Origin of the sequence: Kitasatospora sp. NPDC093550, assembly GCF_044764985.1 — a bacterium.
Lineage (GTDB): Bacteria > Actinomycetota > Actinomycetes > Streptomycetales > Streptomycetaceae > Kitasatospora.
This window is the reverse complement of the sequence record NZ_JBIWJF010000003.1, coordinates 301,450-322,287: the sequence shown is the minus strand read 5'-3', so window position 1 is coordinate 322,287 and position 20,838 is coordinate 301,450. Positions and strand designations below refer to the sequence as shown.

General features: G+C 76.0%; 21 protein-coding genes and 1 pseudogene. 13 read left to right on the top strand and 9 right to left on the bottom strand.

The window, feature by feature from the left end:
• Positions 1-89 precede the first annotated feature (89 nt).
• Together ACIRD3_RS06885 and ACIRD3_RS06880 are read left to right on the top strand one after the other, a co-directional pair.
• A complete protein-coding gene (locus ACIRD3_RS06885) occupies positions 90-725 on the top strand; it encodes a transcriptional regulator (RefSeq protein WP_402212691.1) in 636 nt (211 codons plus the stop codon).
• Between the two features lie 81 nt (positions 726-806).
• Positions 807-1,937 (top strand): aminotransferase class I/II-fold pyridoxal phosphate-dependent enzyme, encoded by a 1,131-nt coding sequence (locus tag ACIRD3_RS06880; protein ID WP_402212688.1) that lies wholly within the window; start codon positions 807-809, stop codon positions 1,935-1,937.
• A 144-nt stretch (positions 1,938-2,081) separates the two neighbouring features.
• On the opposite strand, the gene nagB is transcribed toward ACIRD3_RS06880, so the two are convergent.
• Positions 2,082-2,864, bottom strand: coding sequence for a glucosamine-6-phosphate deaminase (nagB, locus tag ACIRD3_RS06875; RefSeq protein ID WP_402212685.1), 783 nt, complete (start codon positions 2,862-2,864; stop codon positions 2,082-2,084).
• A gap of 254 nt (positions 2,865-3,118) precedes the next feature.
• Positions 3,119-3,526, bottom strand: a complete 408-nt coding sequence (locus tag ACIRD3_RS06870) for a hypothetical protein (protein WP_402212683.1) — start codon at positions 3,524-3,526, stop codon at positions 3,119-3,121.
• A gap of 572 nt (positions 3,527-4,098) precedes the next feature.
• Here ACIRD3_RS06870 and ACIRD3_RS06865 point away from each other — a divergent pair.
• The 3 genes from ACIRD3_RS06865 (at position 4,099) to ACIRD3_RS06855 (ending at position 7,593) form a co-directional block, all read left to right on the top strand.
• The gene (locus ACIRD3_RS06865; RefSeq protein WP_402212680.1) at positions 4,099-4,860 is read left to right on the top strand and encodes a serine/threonine protein kinase; all 762 of its coding nucleotides are present in this window, start codon (positions 4,099-4,101) and stop codon (positions 4,858-4,860) included.
• The gene (locus tag ACIRD3_RS06860) at positions 4,857-6,401 is read left to right on the top strand and encodes a serine/threonine-protein kinase (RefSeq protein WP_402212677.1); all 1,545 of its coding nucleotides are present in this window, start codon (positions 4,857-4,859) and stop codon (positions 6,399-6,401) included. Before ACIRD3_RS06865 ends, ACIRD3_RS06860 begins: the two co-directional genes overlap by 4 nt.
• A 91-nt stretch (positions 6,402-6,492) precedes the next feature.
• A complete protein-coding gene (locus ACIRD3_RS06855) occupies positions 6,493-7,593 on the top strand; it encodes a calcium:proton antiporter (protein ID WP_402212674.1) in 1,101 nt (366 codons plus the stop codon).
• 592 nt (positions 7,594-8,185) lie between these two features.
• Here the strand turns inward: ACIRD3_RS06855 and ACIRD3_RS06850 are convergent.
• A complete protein-coding gene (locus ACIRD3_RS06850; RefSeq protein ID WP_402212671.1) occupies positions 8,186-9,181 on the bottom strand; it encodes an LPXTG cell wall anchor domain-containing protein in 996 nt (331 codons plus the stop codon).
• A 444-nt stretch (positions 9,182-9,625) separates the two neighbouring features.
• Here ACIRD3_RS06850 and ACIRD3_RS06845 point away from each other — a divergent pair, with 444 nt between their 5' ends.
• On the top strand, positions 9,626-10,969 hold the full coding sequence (locus ACIRD3_RS06845) for a geranylgeranyl reductase family protein (protein WP_402212669.1): 1,344 nt from the start codon (positions 9,626-9,628) through the stop codon (positions 10,967-10,969).
• Positions 10,970-11,126: 157 nt separating this feature from the next.
• Complete coding sequence (locus tag ACIRD3_RS06840; RefSeq protein ID WP_402212666.1) at positions 11,127-11,783, top strand: TNT domain-containing protein; 657 nt, start codon at positions 11,127-11,129, stop codon at positions 11,781-11,783.
• Positions 11,784-11,897: 114 nt separating this feature from the next.
• On the opposite strand, the gene ACIRD3_RS06835 is transcribed toward ACIRD3_RS06840, so the two are convergent.
• Positions 11,898-12,428 (bottom strand): GNAT family N-acetyltransferase, encoded by a 531-nt coding sequence (locus tag ACIRD3_RS06835; protein ID WP_402212663.1) that lies wholly within the window; start codon positions 12,426-12,428, stop codon positions 11,898-11,900.
• Between the two features lie 82 nt (positions 12,429-12,510).
• Between ACIRD3_RS06835 and ACIRD3_RS06830 the strand changes: the two genes are divergently transcribed.
• Positions 12,511-13,200 (top strand): GNAT family N-acetyltransferase, encoded by a 690-nt coding sequence (locus tag ACIRD3_RS06830; protein WP_402212661.1) that lies wholly within the window; start codon positions 12,511-12,513, stop codon positions 13,198-13,200.
• 69 nt (positions 13,201-13,269) lie between these two features.
• Positions 13,270-14,160 (top strand): DUF2268 domain-containing protein, encoded by an 891-nt coding sequence (locus ACIRD3_RS06825; protein ID WP_402212658.1) that lies wholly within the window; start codon positions 13,270-13,272, stop codon positions 14,158-14,160.
• A gap of 25 nt (positions 14,161-14,185) precedes the next feature.
• On the opposite strand, the gene ACIRD3_RS06820 is transcribed toward ACIRD3_RS06825, so the two are convergent.
• A complete protein-coding gene (locus ACIRD3_RS06820; protein ID WP_402212655.1) occupies positions 14,186-15,235 on the bottom strand; it encodes a hypothetical protein in 1,050 nt (349 codons plus the stop codon).
• Positions 15,236-15,556: 321 nt separating this feature from the next.
• On the opposite strand from ACIRD3_RS06820, the gene ACIRD3_RS06815 reads away from it, so the two are divergent.
• From ACIRD3_RS06815 to ACIRD3_RS06800, 4 genes are all read left to right on the top strand, one after another.
• Entirely contained in the window at positions 15,557-16,000 is a 444-nt protein-coding gene (locus tag ACIRD3_RS06815; RefSeq protein WP_402212653.1) for an HAD family hydrolase, read from the top strand.
• A 66-nt stretch (positions 16,001-16,066) separates the two neighbouring features.
• Entirely contained in the window at positions 16,067-16,465 is a 399-nt protein-coding gene (locus tag ACIRD3_RS06810) for a DUF3040 domain-containing protein (protein ID WP_402212650.1), read from the top strand.
• A gap of 4 nt (positions 16,466-16,469) precedes the next feature.
• Positions 16,470-16,766, top strand: coding sequence for a PRC-barrel domain containing protein (locus ACIRD3_RS06805; protein ID WP_402212648.1), 297 nt, complete (start codon positions 16,470-16,472; stop codon positions 16,764-16,766).
• Positions 16,767-16,779: 13 nt separating this feature from the next.
• Positions 16,780-17,361 carry a type 1 glutamine amidotransferase domain-containing protein gene (locus tag ACIRD3_RS06800; RefSeq protein ID WP_402212646.1) on the top strand — a complete coding sequence of 194 codons (582 nt, stop codon included), beginning with the start codon at positions 16,780-16,782 and terminating at the stop codon, positions 17,359-17,361.
• 132 nt (positions 17,362-17,493) lie between these two features.
• On the opposite strand, the gene ACIRD3_RS06795 is transcribed toward ACIRD3_RS06800, so the two are convergent.
• The 4 genes and pseudogenes from ACIRD3_RS06795 to ACIRD3_RS06780 form a co-directional block, all read right to left on the bottom strand.
• Positions 17,494-18,348: a DNA ligase gene (locus ACIRD3_RS06795; RefSeq protein WP_402212872.1), complete on the bottom strand. Its 855-nt coding sequence runs from the start codon at positions 18,346-18,348 to the stop codon at positions 17,494-17,496.
• 81 nt (positions 18,349-18,429) lie between these two features.
• A pseudogene (gene ligD / locus ACIRD3_RS06790) lies at positions 18,430-19,299 on the bottom strand (non-homologous end-joining DNA ligase); the annotation flags it as partial.
• Positions 19,300-19,390: 91 nt separating this feature from the next.
• On the bottom strand, positions 19,391-19,816 hold the full coding sequence (locus tag ACIRD3_RS06785) for a VOC family protein (RefSeq protein ID WP_402212644.1): 426 nt from the start codon (positions 19,814-19,816) through the stop codon (positions 19,391-19,393).
• Positions 19,817-19,873: 57 nt separating this feature from the next.
• Complete coding sequence (locus ACIRD3_RS06780; RefSeq protein ID WP_402212641.1) at positions 19,874-20,794, bottom strand: helix-turn-helix domain-containing protein; 921 nt, start codon at positions 20,792-20,794, stop codon at positions 19,874-19,876.
• Positions 20,795-20,838 lie beyond the last annotated feature (44 nt).

The window sequence follows — 20,838 nt, the reverse complement described above, 5'->3', positions numbered from 1 at the left end:
CCCCAGGAGGCCCCGCCGGACGGATCCGGCGGGGCCTCCCCCGCTCCCGCTCCTGGACGGATCGTCCGAACCGGACGTACAGTCCAGGCATGCCTGCGGACAACACCGACCCCCGTGTCCGGACCTTCGCCCCGGTCTGCCGCGCGGTCGCCCTGCTGCTCGGCCCGTACGCCGAGGTGGTGCTGCACGACCCCGCCACCGACCGGGTGCTCGCCATCTGGAACCCGATGACCCCCCGCGCCCCCGGCGACCCGTCGATGCTCGGCGAACTCGACGAGGTCGACCCCTCCGCCCCCGACGTCTACGGCCCGTACGAGAAGGCCCTGCCCGACGGCCGCCGGCTCTCCTCCGTCAGCGCCGTGCTGCGCGACGACGCCGGCCTGCCCTCCGCGGTGCTCTGCGTCAACCTCGACCGGGGCCCGCTGGAACAGGCCGCCGCCCTGCTGGCCGGCTTCGCCGCCCCCTCCGCGCCACGCCCCGAACCGCTCTTCGAACGCGACTGGACGGAGCGGATGAACGACGTCATCGCCGGCCACGTCCGGGCCCGGGGCCGCCCGCTGGAGCGCTTCACCCGCGAGGACCGGCTGGCCGTGCTGCGCGAGCTCGACGAGGCCGGGGTGTTCGCCGTCCGCCGCGCCGTCCCGGTCGTCGCCACCGCGCTGCGGATCTCCCGCTCGACCGCCTACAGCCTGCTCGCCGAACTCAAGCACCCCGCCGGCCCGTGACCCCCGGCCGGCCCGTGACCCCCGCCCACCGGTGACCCGCCGGGCCCGCGCTCCCACAGCACCCCAGGAAGGACCGCCCCGATGCCCCAGCTCCCCGACTTCCGGCTGGAAACCCACTTCTCGCGCTGGGAGTTCACCGCCCGGTACCACCTCACCGCCTCCGACGCCCAGACCATGACGCTGGGCGAACTGCTCGCCCTGGCCGGCCCCGAGGACCGAGAGGCCTGGGACACCCTCACCCTCGGCTACACCGAGACCTACGGCGACCCCGGGCTGCGCCGGGCGATCGCCGGGATGTACGACCAGGTCGACGCGGACGACGTGATCTGCTTCGGCGGCGCCCAGGAGGGGCTGAACCTCGCCATGCAGGTGCTGCTCGAACCGGGCGACCACGCCGTGGTGCTGACCCCCAACTACCAGTCCGCCGAGACCATCCCGCTGTCCCTGTGCGAGGTCACCGGCGTCGCCCTGGACGAACGGCGGAACTGGGCGCTCGACCTGGACGCCGTCGAGGCGGCGCTGCGCCCCACCACCAAGGTGCTGTCGGTCAACTTCCCCAACAACCCCACCGGCGCGGTCATCGACGCCGCCGACTTCGCCCGGCTCGCCGAACTCTGCGACGAGCGCGGCATCCGGCTGTTCTCGGACGAGGTCTACCGGGGCCTGGAACGCGACCCCGCCCGCACCCTGCCCCAGGCCGCCGACCTCTCGGCACGCGCCCTCTCGCTCAACGTGACCTCCAAGGCCCTCGGCCTGCCCGGCCTGCGGATCGGCTGGATCGCCTGCCGGGACGCCGCGCTGCGCTCCCGCCTGGAACGGGCCAAGCACTACACCACGATCTGCAACGCCGCCCCCAGCGAGGTGCTGGCCCGGATCGCGATCACCGCCCGGGAGCGGATCCTGGAGCGCAACCGGGCCCTCATCGCCGAGAACCTGCCGCTGTTCGACGCCTTCTTCGCCGAGTTCGCGGACCTCTTCGAATGGCGGGCCCCCGACGGCGGCTGCGTCGCCTTCCCGCGCTACCTCGGCGCGGACGGCGTGGAGGACTTCTGCACCGGCCTGGTCGAACAGGCCGGCGTCCTCCTGCTGCCCGCGAGCATCTTCCGCTCCGAGCTCACCCCCACCCCGACCGACCGCTTCCGCATCGGCCTCGGCCGCCGCGACCCCGCCCCCGGCCTGGAAGCCTTCGCCGGCTGGCTCCGCAAGCGCTGACCGCCCCGCGCCCGCACCGCCGGCCCGCACCGCCGACCCGCACCGCCGGCCCGGAACGGAACCGGGGCGCCGGCCACCGAACGGATCGGTGGCCGGCGCCCCGGCGTCACGGCTGCACGGCAGCGCCCCGGCGTGCGGGAGGGCTCAGAGCTTCTGCCAGGCGGGCTTGGCCGCGTAGGTGTCGCGGAAGTAGTCGGCGAGCTTGAGGCGGGAGGCCGCGGCCTCGTCGACCACCACGGTGGCGTGCGGGTGGAGCTGGAGGGCGGAGGCGGGGACGGCGGCGGAGAGCGGGCCCTCGACGGAGAGGGCGACGGCCTCGGCCTTGGCCTCGCCGGTGGCGAGCAGGACCAGGTGGCGGGCCTCCAGGATGGTGCCGATGCCCTGGGTGATGACGTGGTGCGGGACCTCGTCGATGCTGTCGAAGAAGCGGGCGTTGTCCTCCCGCGTCTGCCGGGTCAGGGTCTTGATCCGGGTCCGGGAGGCGAGCGAGGAGCAGGGCTCGTTGAAGCCGATGTGGCCGTCCGTGCCGATGCCGAGCAGCTGGAGGTCGACGCCGCCGGCCTCGGCCAGCGCGCGGTCGTAGGCGGTGGCGGCGGCGGCGATGTCCGTCGCGTTGCCGTCCGGCCCCAGGAAGGAGTCCTCGGTGAGGCCGAGCGGCTCCACCACCTCGCGCAGCACCACCGAGCGGTAGGACTCCGGGTGGCCGGCGGGCAGGCCGACGTACTCGTCCAGCTGGCAGATCCGCGCCCGGGAGGCGTCCAGGCGGCCGTCGCGCACCCGCGCGGCGAGGGCCTGGTAGATCGGCAGCGGGGTCGAGCCGGTCGCCACGCCGAGCAGGGCGTCCGGCTTGTCGGTCAGCAGATCGGTGATCGCCGCGGCGATGAGTTCGCCGGCCGCTGGGGCGTCTGGGACGATCACGATTTCCATACTGGGTCCACCGTTCTGAGGCGCGTCTGAGGTCTAGACCTCCGAGGTCTAGACCAGTTTGCCGTGAACGGGTGCCCCAGGTCCACCCGGGGCCGGTGGGAGGCGGTCCTTGACCTCCTGTTCTTCGGTCCGGACGCCTGGACGGGGGCTGGACGGGGGCTGGGCGGGGGAGCTGGACGGGGGGCCGGGCGGGGGCGTCGGGCGGACGGCCCGGCCGCCGGGAACGGGGGTCCCGGCGGCCGGCCCTCCCGTGATCAGAACGGGCTGGTACAGGTGGTGACCTGCTTGGCCGCGTCCAGCGCCGGGCCGGCGGTGGCGCAGATCATGTGCAGGTCGGTGGTGACGACGCGCGGGGTGACGGCCTTGGCGGAGCCGAGCCGCACGGTGGTGGCCGAGGCGGCGGTCTCCCACGGGCTGCCCCAGGCCGCCTGGGTGCGGACCTCGACCCTGACGATCGTCAACTGGCCGGGGTCGGCGGTGACCTGGGCGACGCCGACGACGCCCTCGCCGTCGGTCTGGTGCGAGATGCAGGGACGGTTGAGCACCGTGGCGCAGGCCGCGGTGTCGGTCTCGGACGTTGCCGTGGCGGCCGTGGCCGGGCCCGCCGTCAGTCCGGCGATCCCTGCCACCGTCATCATCACAGCTGCGATCCGAGTGCGCATGATGCGAACCTCCTTGGAAATTAAGGGAATCTCACTCCTTGGGATGAGTCTTGCACACATTGTGGACGTCGGATGGTGTGCGTTGCGTCACACTCATGGTGACCGTTCAACTACATGCTGCAACCATTCGCCCAGTGTTCGGTATCCGGACGACTCGGCGTCTGACGGATGATCGGTTCATCGGCGTCGGCCTCTCGGCGGCGTCCTCCGGTGCTCGGCGATGTCCGAGGTCAGCGGCGGCGCGGGCCGCCGCGGCCCGCGCCGGCCGGGAGAACGGCGTCAACTCCACGATGCACGAGCGACCCCAGGGATTCACGGCGCCCCGAAGCGCCGCGGTGGCCGGTCGCCGGTGCCGCCGCGCGGCGAGCGCCGCCGCCTTGACCAAGTCTTGGATCACCCTTTCCCCGCCGTGTACGCACCGTCGGGGCGGGGTGGGCGGTCCCTGCGGGTGGGCGGCAACTCCCGGCGGGCCGGGCGGCGTTGGCGGTGGCCCTTCACTCGTCCGGGTGGCGCGGTGCCATCGGGGCGAAAAGGGCGGATACCATCGATTCCGATCCCACGGAGGTGGCTGCGTGGACACGGTCATCGTGCAACTTCCAGGCCCGGGGCCCGAGATGGCGCCCGGCCACGCCCCCGGACTGCTGCGGATGGGCCCGGGCGAGGCGGCGGTGTTCGGGCGCGGCGAGCCCGGCCGGCCGGTCGCCGTCCCACTGCCCGACCAGGGCGTCTCGCGCCGCGCCGGCGAGGTGGTCGCGGCCGAGGACTACTGGCGGCTGTCCAACTTCAGCGCCACGGCCACCTACGTCGTGGAGAACCTGGAGGGCGCGGGGGAGCACGTCAAGGTGGCGCCCGGCCGGCTCGGGGCGCCGGTGCCGTTCGAGCTCTCCCGGGTGCTGCTGCCCGCGCTCGGCGAGCCCGCCTCCTTCAAGGTCTTCGCCCCGCAGCACGCCTACCTGGACGGCCGGCCCGGCGACGCCGGCGGTGAGCGCACCGTCAGCCCCTTCGCCCTGGACCCGACCGCCAAGTACTTCCTGGTCCTGCTGGCGCTCTGCGAGCCCCGGCTGCGCTCCCCCTCCGCCGCCGTCGTCCCCGGGGTGACCGAGGTGCTGGCCCGGCTGCGCGCCCTGCCCTCCTGCCGGGGGCTGACCCGCTCGGCGGTGAACTACCACATCGACTACCTGGTGGAGACGAAGCTGCGGCTGCGCGAGCCGTACGAGGAGGGCCCGGGCGGCGGCAAGCGGGAGGAACTCGCCGCCCTGGCACTGCGCTTCGACCTGGTCCGGGAGGAACACCTGGCGCTCCTCCCGCCCCGGCGCGCGGCCGCCCGGCCGTGAGCCCCGCCGCCGGGCCGCCCGGACCGGAGCCGCCCGCCGGGCCGCCGCCGGAGGGCCGACCGCCCGACGGCCCACCGGAAGGCCTGTCCGAGGTCCCGGAGGGCTACCCGATCGCCGGCTACCGCCTCGGCGCCCTCCTCGGCGCGGGCGCCTGGGGCCGCGTCCACGCCGCGCAGGCCCCGGACGGCACCCCCGTCGCCGTGAAGCTCCTCGGCGCCGCCCGGTTCAGCCCCGGCCAGCGCCGGACCGTCGTCCAGATGGCCCGCAGCGAGCAGCGCTTCAGCCGCCGCGCCGACCACCCCCACCTGATCCGCACCCTCGCCGTGGTCACCGTCCGGGACCCGGACCAGCCCGCTCTGGACGGCGCCGTCGCCCTGGTGATGGAGCGCGCCGCCCGCAGCCTGCAGGACGTCCTGGCCGCCGCCCGGCCCGGCACGGCGGTGCCCGGAGCCGAGCGGATCCTCACCGGGGTCTGCGCCGGACTGACCCACATGCACCGGGCCGGCTGGGTGCACGGGGACCTGAAACCGGCCAATGTCCTGCTGATGCCCGACGGCACCGCCAAGATCGCCGACTTCGGTCTCACCGCCGAGCTGGAGGGCACCCACGCCTACGCCCCGCCGCTCGGCTCGCCCGACCACGTGCCGCCGGAGTGGTGGTCCCAGCGCACCGGCGCGCGCGGGGTCGCGGTGCGCCCGAGCGCCGACGTCTGGGCCTTCGGGGTGATCGCCCACCAGCTGCTCACCGGCGGTCTGCACCCCTTCCTCGGCGCCACCGCCCGGGCCCGCTCACTGGCCGCCCAGGCGTACGCGCGCGGTGCGGCGCCGCTGCGGCTGGACGAGGCCCTGCCGGTGCGCTGGCGCCCGGTGGTGACCGCCTGCCTGGCCGCCGGGCGGGAGGAGCGGGCCCGGGCCGACCTCGCCGGGCTGGTGGCCCGGGCCACCGCCCGTCCGGCCCGGCGCCGCCGCGCCGCCGTACGGACCGGGGCGGGCCTGCTGGCCTGCGCGTTCACGGTGCTCGCGCTGACCGGAGGGCCGGAGCCCGCCCGGCCGGGTGCCCATCGCGCGCCGCCCCCGCTGCCCGGCGCGATCCCGGCGGGCTCGGACGTCCCGGTGGCCTACCGGGGCATGATCGAGACCGCCGCCCGGCGCTGCCCCGAACCGGAGGTCACCCCGGTGCTGCTGGCCGCGATGCTCAAGGCCGAGAGCGGCTTCGACCCGAACGCGGCCAGCCCGGAGACCGGCGAGTACGGCATCGCGATGTGGACCCCCTCCGTCTTCGACGCCTGGTCCAAGGCGGCCACCCACCCCGGTCCCAAGTCCTACCTGGACCCGGGCGACGCGATCGCCGCGATGGGCAACTACGTCTGCTGGCTCGACCAGCAGCTCAAGCGGGCCGGCTTCGGCAGCGACCTGCCCGCCCTGGTCACGGCCGCCTACCGGACCAGCGACAAGACCGTGGAGACGGCCCGGGGCGTCCCGGAGCGGGTGCGGCCGCACGTCGACCGGATGCTCCGTTACCTGTCCGACTACGGCGGGTGAGGGGACGCACCGGGGCGACTCGTGCCACATCCCTACGAATCCCGGCGCGGGCACGCGGGTGACCGGCTCGCGGTCTGGGATCCTCGGCGGCATGATCACGAAGCTCCGCGCGGCCGCCGCGCAATGGACCGTCGTCGTTCCGGTGGTGTCCTTCGTCGTCCTCGCCCTGACCTGGCACGAGGACCTGCCCGGCTGGGTGGTCGGCGTGGTCGCCTGCTTCCTGGTGGCCGCCGTGCTGTCCGCCGTGCACCACGCCGAGGTCATCGCGCACTGGTCGGGGGAGCCCTTCGGATCGCTGGTGCTCGCGGTGGCGGTCACCGTGATCGAGGTCGCGCTGATCGTGACGCTGATGGCCGACGGCGGGGACAAGTCCTCCACCCTGGCCCGGGACACCGTGTTCGCCGCGGTGATGATCACCTGCAACGGCATCCTCGGCTTGTCCATCCTGGTCGCCGCGGTCAAGTACCGGACCGCCGTCTTCAACGCCGAGGGCACCGGCGCCGCACTCGCCTGCATCGCCACCCTCGCGACCCTCAGCCTGGTGCTGCCGACCTTCACCACCAGCTCGCCCGGCCCGCAGTTCTCGACCACCCAGCTGATCTACGCGGCCACCGCCTCGCTGGTGGTCTACGGACTTTTCGTCGCCACCCAGACCGTCCGGCACCGGGACTACTTCCTGGCCGTCACCCCCGAGGGCCGGGTGCTGGACGAGGAGGACCACGCGAGCCCGCCCTCCGTCCGGGCCGCCGGGCTCAGCCTGCTGCTGCTCGCCGTCGCGCTGGTCTCGGTGGTGGGCCTGGCCAAGGGTGTCTCGCCGACCATCGAGAAGGCGGTGGACGACGCCGGACTCCCGCACGCCGTGGTCGGCGTGGTGATCGCCATGATGGTGCTGCTGCCGGAGACCATCGCGGCGCTGCGCGCGGCCGTCCGCAACCGGGTGCAGACCAGCCTCAACCTGGCCCTGGGCTCGGCCCTCGCCAGCATCGGCCTGACCATCCCGGCGGTCGCCATCGCCTCCACCTGGCTGTCCGGCCCGCTCGTGCTCGGCCTGGGGCCGGCGCACATGGTGCTGCTGACGCTGACGGTCGTGCTGGGCATCCTCACCGTGATCCCGCGCCGGGCGACGCCGCTGCAGGGCGCGGTGCACCTGGCGGTGCTGGCGGGGTACGTGGTGCTGGCGGTGAACCCGTGACGGCGGCTCAGCCGTAGTGGGGGGGTGGAAGCTCCTGGCCCGTTCCCCCGTGCGGCCAGGGGCTTCCGGCGTTCCCGGCCCGGCGGGGTCGGCGTGCGCGCGGTGAACCGGCCGTGCGCGTGGTGAACCGGCGGGGCCGGGCCGTCCGTGCTGAAGGGTGGAGGCCCCTGGCCGGTTCCCCCATGGAGCCAGGGGCCTCCGGCGTTCCGTGGCCGGTGGTCGTGGCCCGTGGTCGTGGGGGCCCGGCCGGTGTCCGTGGTGCGGGTGGTGAACCCGGGGCGCCCGATCGGCCGTAGAGCCGGATGAGGGCCCCGGTTCACCCCCGTGGCCGGGAGTCCCTCGTCGTCGGCGGTGCCGTCGGCCGTGGCCCCCCCGGGACACGGGCGCCGCCGACGACGGTCGGCCCCTGGCCCCGCGGCTGCTCGCGGGTCCAGGGGCCCTGCACGCCACGGCTCAGACGCGGCGCGGTGTCCGGGGCGGGGTCAGCGCCCCGGACGGGCTTGCTCCTTCGGGCCCCCAGGGTCCGGCGACGGACCCCGGCGTCCCGGGGGCGGTGGCGCCGTCTGGCCCACCGCCCCCGGGGCGCACGGCCTCAGGAGGAGGTGCGGCGGCGGCGGGTGTAGACCACCGCGCCCGCGCCGCCGAGCAGCAGCGCGGTGCCGACTCCCGCGTACAGCAGGGTGCCGTCGCTACCGGTGGTGGCCAGCTTCTTGCCGTCCGAGGGGGCGCCCGGGATCGGGGTGGGGACGCTGACCTTGGTGGGCAGGGTCAGCGGCGCGTCCGGGCTGACCTGGGTGTCGGTGGTGGGCTGGTGCACCGGCACGGTGGCGGTCGGCGGGGTCGACGGGCCGGCGCTCGGCGCGCCGGTGGGGGCGACGGTCGGCTCGTCGGTCGCCGGCGCGGTGGGTGCGGGGGTGGTGGGCGCCGGGGTGGTGGCCGTGGCGCTCGGGGTCGCGGTCGGCTTCGCCGGCGTGGTGGCGGTCGGCGTGGCCGGGGCCGACGGGGTGACCGGGGCGGACGGGCTGTGCGCCGGGGGCGTCGGCACGGTGGTCGGGCCGCTCGACGGGGTCTTGGTCGGGGTCGGCGTCACGGTCGGCGAGGGCTTGCCGGTCGGGGCCGGGGTCTCGGCGCCGCAGTCCACCTTGAAGACCTTGTGCTTGGGGTTGTTGAGCTTGGCGTCCTGCGGCAGCTCGCCGTCGACCAGCTCGACGGACTGCCAGTACAGCTTGTAGTGGCCGTCCGGCAGGTGGATGTCCTCGGTGCGGACGTGGCCGTGGCCGTCCACCGGGAGGTCGCCGTACGCGACCAGCTTCTCCTTGGGGCCGCCGCCGACGGTGGTGATCGCCCAGATCACGTCCTGGCCGGCGTCGAAGCCGAAGGAGTCCAGGTAGAAGGTGCAGACCTTGGGCTCGTTGCGGACGTCCTCCTGGCCGGTGCCGGCGTCGTGGATCTTGACGGTGCCGTTGTTGCCGGGAGCACCGCCCTTGCCGCCCGCGACGGCGTGCGCGGCGGCGGGGGCGAGCAGCATCAGGGCGGCGGCGGTCGGGACGGCCACCAGGGAGCGCGCGGCGGTGGAGCGGATGTGCATGGGCGTTCCATCGGGTACGGCAGGCCGGGACGAGCCTGCGCGGCGGGAGGGAGCCTCTGGTCGGCCGTTTCGGCGGGAGCCGGTGCCGTACGACGTGAGGGGCACAAAAGTTCCCGCAGTGGGAAACGTGACGCAAGGGAGGTTTGGCCGAAATGCATCGCTCTGAGTAGTTGGTCCGCTTAGTTCGTTACAACGATCCGATCACCCGGTTGTCATGGTTTCGTGTGCGTTCTGGCCGGTGTGCGGCCGGCGGCGGGTCAACTCCGGGCCCCGAGCCGGGGGGTGAACCCGTGGGGCCGAGGTGGCCGGTATTGACCGGTCCCCGTCGGCGGCCTGCGTGTCGGGGCGGCGGGCGGGCACCGGCTTTCTCTATCGTCCGTCTGGAACCGCCCAGTCCGCTGAATCCGCTGCGCGCGCAGCCGATCCGACCCGTGGGAGAGTGCGATGCCCGGCCCAGAGCAGACCGCCGAGGAGAGCGCCGCCGAGGACGGTGCTGCCGAGCAGGGCACCGCCGAGCAGGGCGCCCCCGAGGAGAGTGCCGACGTCATCGTGGTCGGCGCCGGCCCGGCCGGCTCCACCGCCGCGGCCCACCTCGCCCGGACCGGGCTGGACGTCCTGCTGCTGGAGAAGTCGGCCTTCCCGCGTGAGAAGGTCTGCGGGGACGGCCTCACCCCGCGCGCGGTGAAGCAGCTCACCGACCTCGGCATCGACGTCTCCGAGGAGGCCGGCTGGCTGCACAACCGCGGCCTGCGGCTGGTCACCGGGCGGCGCTCGTTCGAATTCGAGTGGCCCGAGCTCTCCGCCTTCCCCGGGTACGGACTGGTCCGCCGCCGCGCCGACTTCGACGAGCTGCTCGCCCGCAAGGCCGCCTCCTACGGTGCCCGGCTGGTCGAACGCGCCAACGTGGCGGGCCCGTTGGTCGACGAGCGGACCGGCCGGATCACCGGCGTCACCGCCAAGCTGGGCGAGGAGCGCCGGCCCGCCGTCTACCGGGCCCCGATCGTGGTCGCCGCCGACGGCAACTCCACCCGGCTGTCCGTCGCCATGAAGCGCTACCGCCGCACCGACCGGGCGATGGGCGTCGCCTACCGGACGTACTTCACCACCCCGCGCCACCAGGACCGCTACCTGGAGGCCTGGCTCGACCTGCGCGACCCCGACGACCCGGCCGGGCGCCTGCTGCCCGGCTACGCCTGGGTGTTCGGCATGGGCGACGGCACCGCGAACGTCGGCCTCGGCGTCCTCGACACCGCCGGCACCGACGTGGACTGGCGGGAGCTGCTCCGCCGCTGGTGCGAGGACCTGCCGCCGGCGTACGGCTACACCCCCGACGGCGTCACCGAGCCGATCCGCGGCGCCGCCCTCCCGATGGGCCTCAACCGCCAACCCCACTACGCGGACGGCCTGCTGCTCGTCGGCGACGCGGGTGGCACGGTCAGCCCGGGCACCGGCGAGGGCATCGCCTACGCGATGGAATCCGGCCGCTACGCCGCCGAGGCGATCGTCCAGGCGCTCGCCCGCCGCACCGACCGCAGCCGCGAACTCGCCCTGCGGGCCTACCCGCAGACGCTGCGCTCCGCCTACGCCGGCTACTTCGCGCTCGGCCGGCTGGCCGCCGACCTGCTCGGCCGGCCCCGGCTGCTCGGCGCCGCCGGCTCGGCCGGACTCGGCAGCCCGGCCCTGCTGAAGGTCGCCTTCCGGCTCATGGTGAACCTGACCGAGCCCCACGCGAAGGACTCCCTCGACCGGCTGCTCCACCTGGTGGGACGGGTCGCCCCGGGGCGCTGAACGGAAGGTGCCGGACTCGGAGGAAACCGGCGGATCCAGCGCACTTTCGGCCAAGCCGTGTTGACGGATGATCAGAAGATCCGCTTGCCTGGTGGTCGTCCGAACGCGGAGGGTGAGTGACACGACCCTCCGTACGAGCCCCCTTGACGGAGACACCGTGCGCCTTCGCCTGCTCGCCATACCCCTGGTCGCGGCCGCCGCCGCCCTCGCCCCGAGCCTCCCGGCCGCCGCCGCGTCCCCCGCCCCCGTGGCCGCCGCGGCCGACCAGTGCTCGGCCGCCTTCTTCCACGACGACGCCCGCCTCGGCCCGCAGGACCTCCCGCGCACCGGCCCGGTCGGCCGCCAGCTCCTCGGCTACCAGCGCACCGGCGGCGCGAGCGACCGGGACTTCCTGGCCAGGTACTACGACGCGGCCGCCAACGGCGGCAAGGGCGGCTGGATCTACCCGCCCGCCGACGGCTACGTCACCTTCCCGGACGGCAGCCCGATCGAGTTCGACCTGACCCTCTACCCGAACCAGAACATCGACCGCTACGGCAGCGAGTACGGCGCCTTCCTCGCCCCCGAGGGCCTGCCCTACGCCAACCGCGCGATCCCGCCGCAGAGCCTGGACGGCAACCCGCCGGCCGCCTGCAACTACCACGACTACAAGGTGGTCAAGGCGTTCACGGTGCACGCCGGCCCGATCGCGCCCTGGTTCAACCAGCCCGGCTGGGGCCTGCAGTACCAGCTCGACGCCGCCCTGGTGCCCGGTGGCCCGGCCAGGCTGAACGTGCTCTGGCTGGTGGAGAACGGGTACCTGGCCCGGATCTGACCCGCCCGCACGGACGGCGGCGTCCGGTGGACCACCCCGCTCGGTGGATCACCCCGCCCACCGGGCCACCGGGCCTGGTGGGCCATCCCTGGGGGGATCACCCCGCCCGGGCGGTCACCAGACGTCGCCGTCGCGCCAGTCGCAGGCCAGCCGGCGGTCCAGGTCCAGCGGCGCCGAGCCGGGCAGCACGAACACCGCGCCCTCCTCGTCCGGCGTCGGCCGCAGACCGCCCGGCGTGATCGCGCAGAGCGGCCCGCGCCACGGCTGCCAGCCGCGCCGCCGGTAGAACGCGACCGCATCGTCCGCGGCGCCCAGCACCCCCACCTCGTACGCGCCGCGGACCACCCGCTCGATCGCGTCCATCAGCGCCCCGCCGTGCCCCCGCCCCCGGCGGTCCGCCCGTACCCCGACGCCCTCCACGTACCCGGCCCGCAGCGCCCGCCCGCCGTGCAGCATCCGGCGCTGGACCACCGACGCGTGCCCGATCAGCACGCCGTCCTCGCGCAGCAGCGCGTGCACTCCGCCCAGGGCGTGCTCCCAGTCCTCGTCCGCCATGTCGTCGAAGACCTCGAACAGCAGCGCCCGCGCCTCGTCCAGCACGGCGCGCTCCACCTCGGCCGTGTGGGCCGTCAGCAGCTCGATCACCGCTCGATCCTCGCACCCGGACCCGTCCGCCCGGGCGGAATATTCGCTGGCGGGCCCGGGGGAGCGGGGATAGGAAGGCCGGATGACCACCACCGACTCCTCCGCCACCGCTTCCGCCGGCCCCGCTTCCGCCGGCCCCGCTTCCGCCGGTGAACCCGCGACGGCCGCCGGGACCGCCCCCGCGACCGACCCGCGCACCTTCCGCTCCACCGTCCTCGACCTCGGCGACGCCCTGCTGCGCCCCTGGGGGCGGGCCCTCGACCTGCCCGGCGGCGTCGTGCCCGCCCTGGTCGCCGCTTCGGCGGACCCGGCCGTCGCCCTGTGGACCCCGCTGACCAGCACCGACCCGGCCGGCGCCGAGGCCTACCTGGACCGCTGCGACGCCCACTGGGCCGACAACACCACGGCCTCCTTCGCGATCACCGACGCCGCGGACGGCGGCCTGCTCGGCAACGTCATCCTGCGCTGGACGGACCGGGCCGAGGGCGTCGCGATGGTCGGCTACTGGCTGCTCACCGCCGCCCGCGGCCGCGGCCTGGCCACCCGCGCCGCCGACGCCGTCACCCGCTGGGGCATCGAGACCGCCGGCGCCCGCCGCATCGAACTCTTCCACGGGGTCGGCAACGACGCGTCCTGCCGGGTCGCGGTCCGCGCCGGCTTCCCGTACGAGGGCACCCTGCGCGCCTCCTTCCGCCACGAGGGCCGGGACTACAACGACGAGCACCTGCACGCCCGGCTCGCCTCCGACCCGTACCCGGCCCTGTCGGCGTGAACGGCGGGGCCGCCCTCCCGCCCCGGAGGTGTTGACCCTCACGCAACGGGAGGGCCTAGCGTCCGTGTCATGAGGATCATCGTTCACGACACGGCGAGCGCCATGCTCGACCTCCTCCGGCGACCGGTGGCCGAACGGGCTGACGCCCTGCGGGAGTTGTACCGCCCCCTGGAGGGCGTGCTGACCCGGGTGGTGGGAGAGGCCGACCCGGTCCGGATGCACCGGCTGGGCAGCGGCTTCCGCTTCGACCGCGAGGACGAGCGGTACCTGCCCGCCGTGCGGGAGATGCGGGCGGCGGGGGTCTGGCAGCGGGTCGAGGAGGCGCTCGCCGCCGCCTGGGAGCGGATCGACGGCGCGGTGCCCGGCATCGCGCACGCCGACACCGTGCACGTCGTCCTGGTGCTCGGCGACCCGGACGACGAGCACCTGACCGTCCGCAACCACGGCTACGTCGGGATGGGCGGCTTCCCCGGCGCGATCCAGCTGCTGATGTGGCCCACCGCGACGGCCCTGGCGAAGATCGGCCACGCGGCGGCGCACGAGCTCCACCACAACGTGCGCTACGCCAACGTGGCCTGGAACCCGGTGACCGTCACCGTCGGCGAGCAGGTCGTCGCCGAGGGACTGGCCGAGGCCTTCGTCCGGGAACTCGCCGGGGAGCGGGCCCTCGGTCCGTGGGCCACGGCCCTGACGGGGGCCGAGCTGGAGCGCGCGTACCGGAAGGTCGCCGCCGGGATCGAGGTGGCCGGGATGCGGAACCTGCCCCCGTACGTCCACGGTGACGCGACCGCCCGGCTGATGGGCTGCGAGCCGGTGGGGCTGCCCGACTTCGCCGGGTACGCGGCCGGCCTGCGGATCGCGGACGCCCACCTCGCGGCCACCGGCCTCACCGCCGCCGCGAGCGTCGCGCTGCCGGCCCGGGAGGTCCTCGCCAACGCGGGCGTGCCGACGGCGGCCTGACGCCGGCCCGGGACCGCCCCCGCCCTCAGAACGGACCGTCGGCCGCGAGCCGGTCGTAGATCGCCCGCAGCCACGGCTCCCGGACGGTGGGCAGCCGCGCCAGGCGGTGCAGGAGCAGCCACCGGTCGGGGGTGAACAGCCGGTGCGGCCGGAGCGGGAGCGGGTCGTCGCGCTCGACCCCCTCGGGCAGGCGGGTCGGGGACGCCGGCTGCGGGAAGGCGAGGTACGTCCACACCTCGGCGTCCAGGGGGACGGGCACCGAGCCGTCGGAGGGCTGCCACACGGCGCCCGTCCAGGGGTGCCGGGGAACCAGCGCGATGTCCGGCGAGGCGACCGGGGAGACCGGGGCAGCCGGGGGGATCGGGGGGACGAGGCCGGGCCCGGCCAGGGCGACGCGCCGGGCCGGGGTGCCGCAGGGGAGCACCCCGGCCAGGGTGTGGCCGAAGGTCTCGGTGAGCAGGCCCTCGGGCAGGTCCAGCGGTTCGCCCCCGGAGGCCGCCAGGAGGTCGGCGAGCGTCGTCCCGACGGCGGCCCGCCACTGGGCGCTCCACCAGCCCTGGGGCTCGACCGGTGGTAGGCCCGGCACGCTCCAGCCGTCCCCGGCCGGCCGCGTCGGGCCCTCGACGGGCAGTTCGCGCACGGCGTCCGGTTCGAACCAGACCGCCTGCCAGTGGTGGCAGTCGTCGATCCGGGTGCCCACCTCGCGCCCGCACCGGGCACAGGCCAGGTTGGGGCCGAGCCGGCCGTCCGAGGCGCAGCAGCCGTCGCAGCGCTCGGGGATCAGGACGGTGCCGCGGGTGTCCCCGGGCGCCAGCAGGATCCGGCCCGGGGGAGCGAACGACAGGGCGGGCACCGGCGCGTACACCCCGCGTGCGGCGGCCTCCCGCGCTCCGATCCCGGACCAGCTCCGGAACGGCGGCCCGGACGGCTCCGGATCGACGGCGTAGCTGCCCGGCTGCAGCACCGGCGGCAGGAACCGGTCGCCGCCCTCCCCGTGCGCATGGGCCGGCAGCGCCACCCGGGACACCGGAACACTCAGCTCCCCCTCGCACCCGGCACACACGAACACTGCCACTCGCGCTCCCCCCACTCACGGACCCCCGGAGTATCGCGGGGCCCCGCCGGGCCGCCAAGCCCTTTTCCCCGCCCGGCCGTTCCCCGGCCCCCGGCGCCCTCGCCCGTGCCCCCGGCCTCGGCAGTCCCCGTCCCGCGCCGTCGCCGGCAGTCCCCGCCCGCCACCCAGCCGGTTCCCGGCCGCCCCGGGCCGTGCCCTCCCCGTGCCCGCTCTCCCCCCGTCCCCCGGCGTCCGCGCCGGGTAGGCAGCGCGCCGGGCGGAGGAGCGGCCTAACCTGGAAGGGCGCATACGGTGCCTGGCCCTCGAACGGAAGCGGTGGCCATGACGGTGATCTCGGCAGCTCTCTTCGGTACCGGCTGGCGGCCCGCGCCGCCCGGCGGCACCGAGCTGCTGCGCGAGTGCGCCGCCCGGGGCTGGACGGTCGTGCTGACCGGGCCCGGTCCCCTCGGGGTCCCGGTCCTGACCGTGGCCGACCCCGGGGGAGACCCGGTGGGGGCCGCGCTGGCGCTGGTGGACGGCGAGCCCTCGCACGCCGTGGCCGTCGCCGGGAGCGTGCGCGAGGTACGGGCGGCGCGGCGGGCCGGGGTGCCGTGCGTCGCCCTGGAGACCGGCGGCAACGCCGGTCCGGAGCTGCGGGCGGCGGGTGCGGCCGAGGTCCACCGCGACGCCGCCGCCCTGCTGCGCGTCCTGGACGACAGCCTGCTCGCCCGCCCCCGGGCCTTCGGACCCGTGGGCGCGGGGACGGGCGGTGCCCGGAACGGTTAGCGCCGCCTCGCACCGGGCAACCGCCCCGGTGCGAGCACGTCACCGGAAGTGCCGGAGGTGACCGAGATGGACGGACCCGCTTTGAGCGGATGGGAGCGGCGGCTCCTCGAGGAGATCGAGTCCGATCTGCGCCATGACACACGGCTCGACCGGAAGCTGAGCACGATGGGGGCCAAGCGCCCCGGCCGGGTCCGGCGCGTGCTCCGCGCCGTCGGGCGCCGGGTCACGGCGGGGGTGGTGCTGACCGCCCTGGTGATGAGCGCGATCTGCCTCAGCGTGGGCGTGCGGACCCCGACCACGGCCGTACTGGCCGCGCTCGGGGTGGTCTGGGCGGCCACCGTGGCGGCCGCCGTCGCCACCTCGGAACTGCTCCGCCGCCGCGGCGCCGCGCGGGCCGAACGGGCCGCGGCCGCCGAGCCGGAGGAGCGCCGCGAACGACGGCCCTGGGACCGGCCGGAGGCGTGACGCGATGACCACCGACCTGTGGGAGCACCGCCCGGGCACCCACCCCGCCGCCGACCTCGGCCTGGTCGGGTACGAGGTGCTGGCCACCGACGGCCCGGTCGGCCGGGTCGAGCAGGACACCGGGGACCACCTGCTGGTCGACGCCGAGCCCTGGGTGCCGGGCACCCGGGTGCTCGTCCCGGTCGGCCTGGTCGCCCGGGTCGACCACCTGGTGCTCGCCGTCCACCTCGACTGCCCGCGGGCCAGGCTCAGCTCCGCCCCGCCCGCCGCCGTCGACCTGACCGCCCCCCGACCGCGCTGAGCGGCCCGCACCGATGCGCTGGCCGTCCACCACGCTCACCGGCCGGACGATCGCCTTCCTGGTCGCGCCGTACGGCGTCGAGCAGTCCGAGCTGACCTCCCCGTGGCAGGCGGTCGCCGAGTCCGGCGGCACCCCGCGCCTGCTGTCCACCGCCGCGGGGCGCGTGCAGGCCGTCCGGCACCGCGCCCCGGGCGACACCTTCGCCGTGGACGCCCTGGTCTCCGACGCCGACCCGGCCGACTACGACGGCCTGGTCCTGCCCGGTGGCGTCGCCAGCCCCGACCACCTCCGCCTCGACCGGGCGGCGGTCGCCTTCGTGCACGGCTGCTGCGCGGCGGGCCGCCCGACCGCGGCGATCTGCCACGCCGCCTGGACCCTGATCGAGGCCGACGCCGTCCGCGACCGCACCCTCACCTCCTGGCCCAGCCTGCGCACCGACCTGGTCAACGCCGGCGCGCACTGGGTCGACGAACCGGTGCACGTCTGCCACGACGGCCCCGGCCCCCTGGTCACCAGCCGCAAGCCCGCCGACCTCCCGCTCTTCGAGGACGCCTTCGTGACGGAGTTCGCCCACGCCGCGGCCAAGCGGCGCTAGCGGGGGCAAGGGCGGCCCCGGAGCGCCCAGCGCGGACACCAGGGTGGCGCGCGACACGGCGGGCGGCTTCCGTGCGGGGGGCGCACGGTCATGACGCCGCGCCCGGGCCCGGGCGGCGGCCGGGCCGCCGGGTCAGTCGCCGCGGAGGCGGACGAAGGTGGCGGTGGGTGGGCGGCCGGTGAGGGTGAGTTCGGCGCGCAGCGGGGCGGTGAGGGGGTGGACCGGGCCGTGGTCGGGGTCGGTGGAGGGCGGGCCGAGCAGGGGGCGGATGACGTCGGCGACCTCGCGGGACTGCACGGGGGTGAGCCGGGGGGTGGTCAGGAAGACCCGGCCGTCGTCGAGTTGGAGGATGAGCGCGTGCGGCCGGGCGGCCGGCCCGGTGACGGCGCGGACGGTGGCGTCGAGGGTGTCGCTGCGCCGGTACTTCACCCAGGCGCGGCCAGCGCCGCGCGGGCGGTACGGGGAGGCGGCGGCCTTGCAGACCAGGCCCTCCACCCCGGTGTCGGCGAGCTGCTCCATCCACTCCAGCGCCTCCGTCCGGTCGGTGGTGGCCAGCACCGGCTGGATCGGCGGCGGGACGTCGGCCAGGGCGGCGAGCAGCAGACGGCGACGGTCGGTGAGCGGGAGACCCCGGACGTCGCGGCCGGGCAGGGCCAGCAGGTCGAAGGCGATCAGGCCGAGCGCGACGTCCGGGGCCGCGGCCCGGGCCTGGCGGGTGCGCAGCAGCTCGCCGAAGGCGAAGCGGCCGCCGCGCCAGGCGACCAGTTCGGCGTCCAGCACCACCCCCTCGGGCAGCCGGGCGACGGCGGCGGCGATCGGCGGGAACTCGGGGGCGAGGTCCCGGCCGGTGCGGGACTGCAGGACCGGCGGGTCGTCGCCGCGGGCGAAGGCGACGCAGCGGAAGCCGTCCAGCTTCAGCTCGTACTGCACACCGCCGCCGCCCAGGCCGTCGGCGGGCGGGACGGCGGTGACGGCGGCGGGGCGCATCACCTCGACGGGCGGCCGGAGCACCTGGGGCCGCCCCCGGGGTGCCCGGGGCCGGGCCGGGGCGGGTGCGGCCGGTTCGCCGGGCAGCGGGCGGGCCCGCTCCGGGTCCAGCAGCGGGGCGAACAGGTCGCCGTCGGCGGCCAGCCGGCCGGGGACCTCGGCGAGGGTGAAGGTCAGCTCCCGTTCGCCGGCGGCCCGTTCCAGTTCCGCCCAGGACAGGGGGGTGGAGACCGTCGGCAGCGGCCGGGCCCGCAGGGTGTACGGCGCGGCGGTGGTCTTCTTGGCGTTGTTCTGCGACCAGTCGACCAGCACCCGGCCGCGGCGGCGGGCCTTGGCCATGGTGTGCACGGTCAGCTCCGGGTGCTCGGCCTCCAGAGCGGCGGCCAGCGCCTTCGCGTAGGCCGAGACCCTGGTGCTGGGCGTGGGCTCGATCGGGACCAGCAGGTGCAGGCCCTTGGAGCCCGAGGTCTTCACCCAGGCGGTGAGGCCGTCCGCCGCCAGCCGTTCGCGCAGCAGCAGCGCCACCGTCCGGCAGGTGAGCACGTCCGCGCCCTCGCCGGGGTCGAGGTCCAGGACCAGCCGGTCGGCGAGGGCGGGGGCGGCCGCGTGCCACTGCGGGACGTGCAGCTCCAGACAGCCCAGGTTGGCGAGGGCCAGCAGCGCCGCGCCGTCCTCCAGCACCACCTGCCGCAGCTCGCCGGTGTTGCTGGGGACGTCGACGGTGCGCACCCAGTCCGGGGTGCCCGGGGGCGGGTTCTTGGCGACGAAGACCTCCGCTTCGACGCCGTCCGGGCAGCGCAGGAAGGAGACCGGGCGGTCGCGCAGGTGGGGGAGCAGGGCGGTGTGGACGGCGGCGTAGTAGCGCAGCACCTCGCCCTTGGGCGTGCCGGTGCGCGGGTAGTACACCTTGTCGAGGTGGGAGAGGGCGAGGGTGCGCCCGTCCACCGTCATCTGCGGCACGGTCCGCCTCCGACGCCTCCGGTGGGTGGCCCCCGCAGGCCAGTCTGCCCCGCTTCGGCGGCCACCGCCCGGGGCACCGGGCTCACCGCGCGGCGGGCCGGGGCGCGCCCGGGTAGGTGCCGAAGTACCAGCGGTTGCCCTCCGGGTCGGCGGCGGCGAAGTCGCGCGAGCCGTACTCCGTCTCGTGCAGCGCGGTGGTGATCCGGGCGCCGCCGGCCACCGCCCGGTCGTGCACGGCGTCCGGGTCGGCGGTGACCACGTACGCGGTGAAGCCGCCCGGCTTGCCCGCCCAGGGCGCGGCGCCCTCGGGGGTCTCGCGGTCGGAGCCGAGCATCACGCCGCCGCCCTCGGGCCAGGCCAGCTCGGCGTGGGCGACGAAGTCGTCCTCGCCGTAGGCGACGACCTCCTGGAAGCCGAAGGCCTCGACCAGGAAGCGGATCAGGGCTCGGGCGTCGGTGGCGCGCAGGCTGGGCCAGACCTGCGGGGCGGGGGTCTCGGTGGCGTCCATGGCCGCTCTCCTCGGGATCGTCGGTGGAGTGCGCGGGGTCCGGGGTCCCGGGTTCCGCTACGCCTCCCACTCTGCGGCCGCCTCGGGTGCCCCGCCTTGGACGTTTCGGAACTTCGCGGTCTCCGGCCCCTCCGCCGCCAGCCAGGCACTCGGCGCCGCCCCGGCCAGCGCGCGGAACTCGCGGGCCAGGTGCGCCTGGTCGAAGTACCCGCAGTGCACGGCCAGTTGCGCCAGCCGTGGTGCGGGGGCGGTGCCGGCGAGCAGGTGCCGGGCCCGGTCGAAGCGGATCACCCGGGCGGCGGCCTTCGGCGTCAGCCCGGTCTCCCGGCGGAACCGCTCCTGCAGGTGCCGGGCGCTCCAGCCGGTCTCCCGGGCCAGCGCCGCCACCGGCAGTGCGCCGCCGCTGCGCCGCAGCGCCCGCCACGCCCAGCCCACCTCGGGCGGCACCTGCCCGGACGGCCGGGCGGCCCGCAGCAACGCGCCGTCCAGCGCGGCGAACCGCTCCGCCCAGGTGCGCGCGGTCTGCAGGCGTTCCTGCAGCCGCGGGCCGAGCCGGCCGAGCACCTCGTCGGCGGGCACGTCGATCCCGGCCAACTCCCCGGCGGGCAGCCCGAACAGCGCCCGGGCGGCGAGCGGGTGCACGGCGATCTGCACCCCGGACTGCGCGCCCTGGTGGGTGATCAGCGCGGGGGTGGTGTGCAGGCCGCCGAGCAGGGTCGGGTAGCTGCCGGGCGGCTGGGCGGGGTCGGGATGCCCGGCGATCACCAGCGGCTCGTCGAGGGTGAGGATGAAGGTCAGGTACGGGGAGGGCAGGCCGCGGTGCACGGCGGGGGCCAGGCCGCGCTGCCGGTAGCCGGAGTAGCAGGCCACGTACGGGCGCAGCGCCGTGGCGGGCCGTGCCCGGACGGCCTCGTCGACGGCGCCGCCGGGGGCCGGATCGGCGGCCCGGTCGGCCGGATTCCCGGTGTCCGTGGTCACTCCTCCAGTATCGGCGGCGCCGGCCGGCGGCGTCCGGTCGCGGT

Excerpts from the sequence above, each read along its gene's own strand:
- ACIRD3_RS06885 (WP_402212691.1), top strand. The coding sequence starts at position 90 with ATGCCTGCGGACAACACCGACCCCCGTGTCCGGACCTTCGCCCCGGTC.
- ACIRD3_RS06880 (WP_402212688.1), top strand. The coding sequence starts at position 807 with ATGCCCCAGCTCCCCGACTTCCGGCTGGAAACCCACTTCTCGCGCTGG.
- nagB (WP_402212685.1), bottom strand. The coding sequence starts at position 2,864 with ATGGAAATCGTGATCGTCCCAGACGCCCCAGCGGCCGGCGAACTCATC.
- ACIRD3_RS06870 (WP_402212683.1), bottom strand. The coding sequence starts at position 3,526 with ATGCGCACTCGGATCGCAGCTGTGATGATGACGGTGGCAGGGATCGCC.
- ACIRD3_RS06855 (WP_402212674.1), top strand. The coding sequence starts at position 6,493 with ATGATCACGAAGCTCCGCGCGGCCGCCGCGCAATGGACCGTCGTCGTT.
- ACIRD3_RS06850 (WP_402212671.1), bottom strand. The coding sequence starts at position 9,181 with ATGCACATCCGCTCCACCGCCGCGCGCTCCCTGGTGGCCGTCCCGACC.
- ACIRD3_RS06845 (WP_402212669.1), top strand. The coding sequence starts at position 9,626 with ATGCCCGGCCCAGAGCAGACCGCCGAGGAGAGCGCCGCCGAGGACGGT.
- ACIRD3_RS06830 (WP_402212661.1), top strand. The coding sequence starts at position 12,511 with ATGACCACCACCGACTCCTCCGCCACCGCTTCCGCCGGCCCCGCTTCC.
- ACIRD3_RS06825 (WP_402212658.1), top strand. The coding sequence starts at position 13,270 with ATGAGGATCATCGTTCACGACACGGCGAGCGCCATGCTCGACCTCCTC.
- ACIRD3_RS06815 (WP_402212653.1), top strand. The coding sequence starts at position 15,557 with ATGACGGTGATCTCGGCAGCTCTCTTCGGTACCGGCTGGCGGCCCGCG.
- ACIRD3_RS06810 (WP_402212650.1), top strand. The coding sequence starts at position 16,067 with ATGGACGGACCCGCTTTGAGCGGATGGGAGCGGCGGCTCCTCGAGGAG.
- ACIRD3_RS06805 (WP_402212648.1), top strand. The coding sequence starts at position 16,470 with ATGACCACCGACCTGTGGGAGCACCGCCCGGGCACCCACCCCGCCGCC.
- ACIRD3_RS06800 (WP_402212646.1), top strand. The coding sequence starts at position 16,780 with ATGCGCTGGCCGTCCACCACGCTCACCGGCCGGACGATCGCCTTCCTG.
- ACIRD3_RS06795 (WP_402212872.1), bottom strand. The coding sequence starts at position 18,348 with ATGCGCCCCGCCGCCGTCACCGCCGTCCCGCCCGCCGACGGCCTGGGC.
- ACIRD3_RS06785 (WP_402212644.1), bottom strand. The coding sequence starts at position 19,816 with ATGGACGCCACCGAGACCCCCGCCCCGCAGGTCTGGCCCAGCCTGCGC.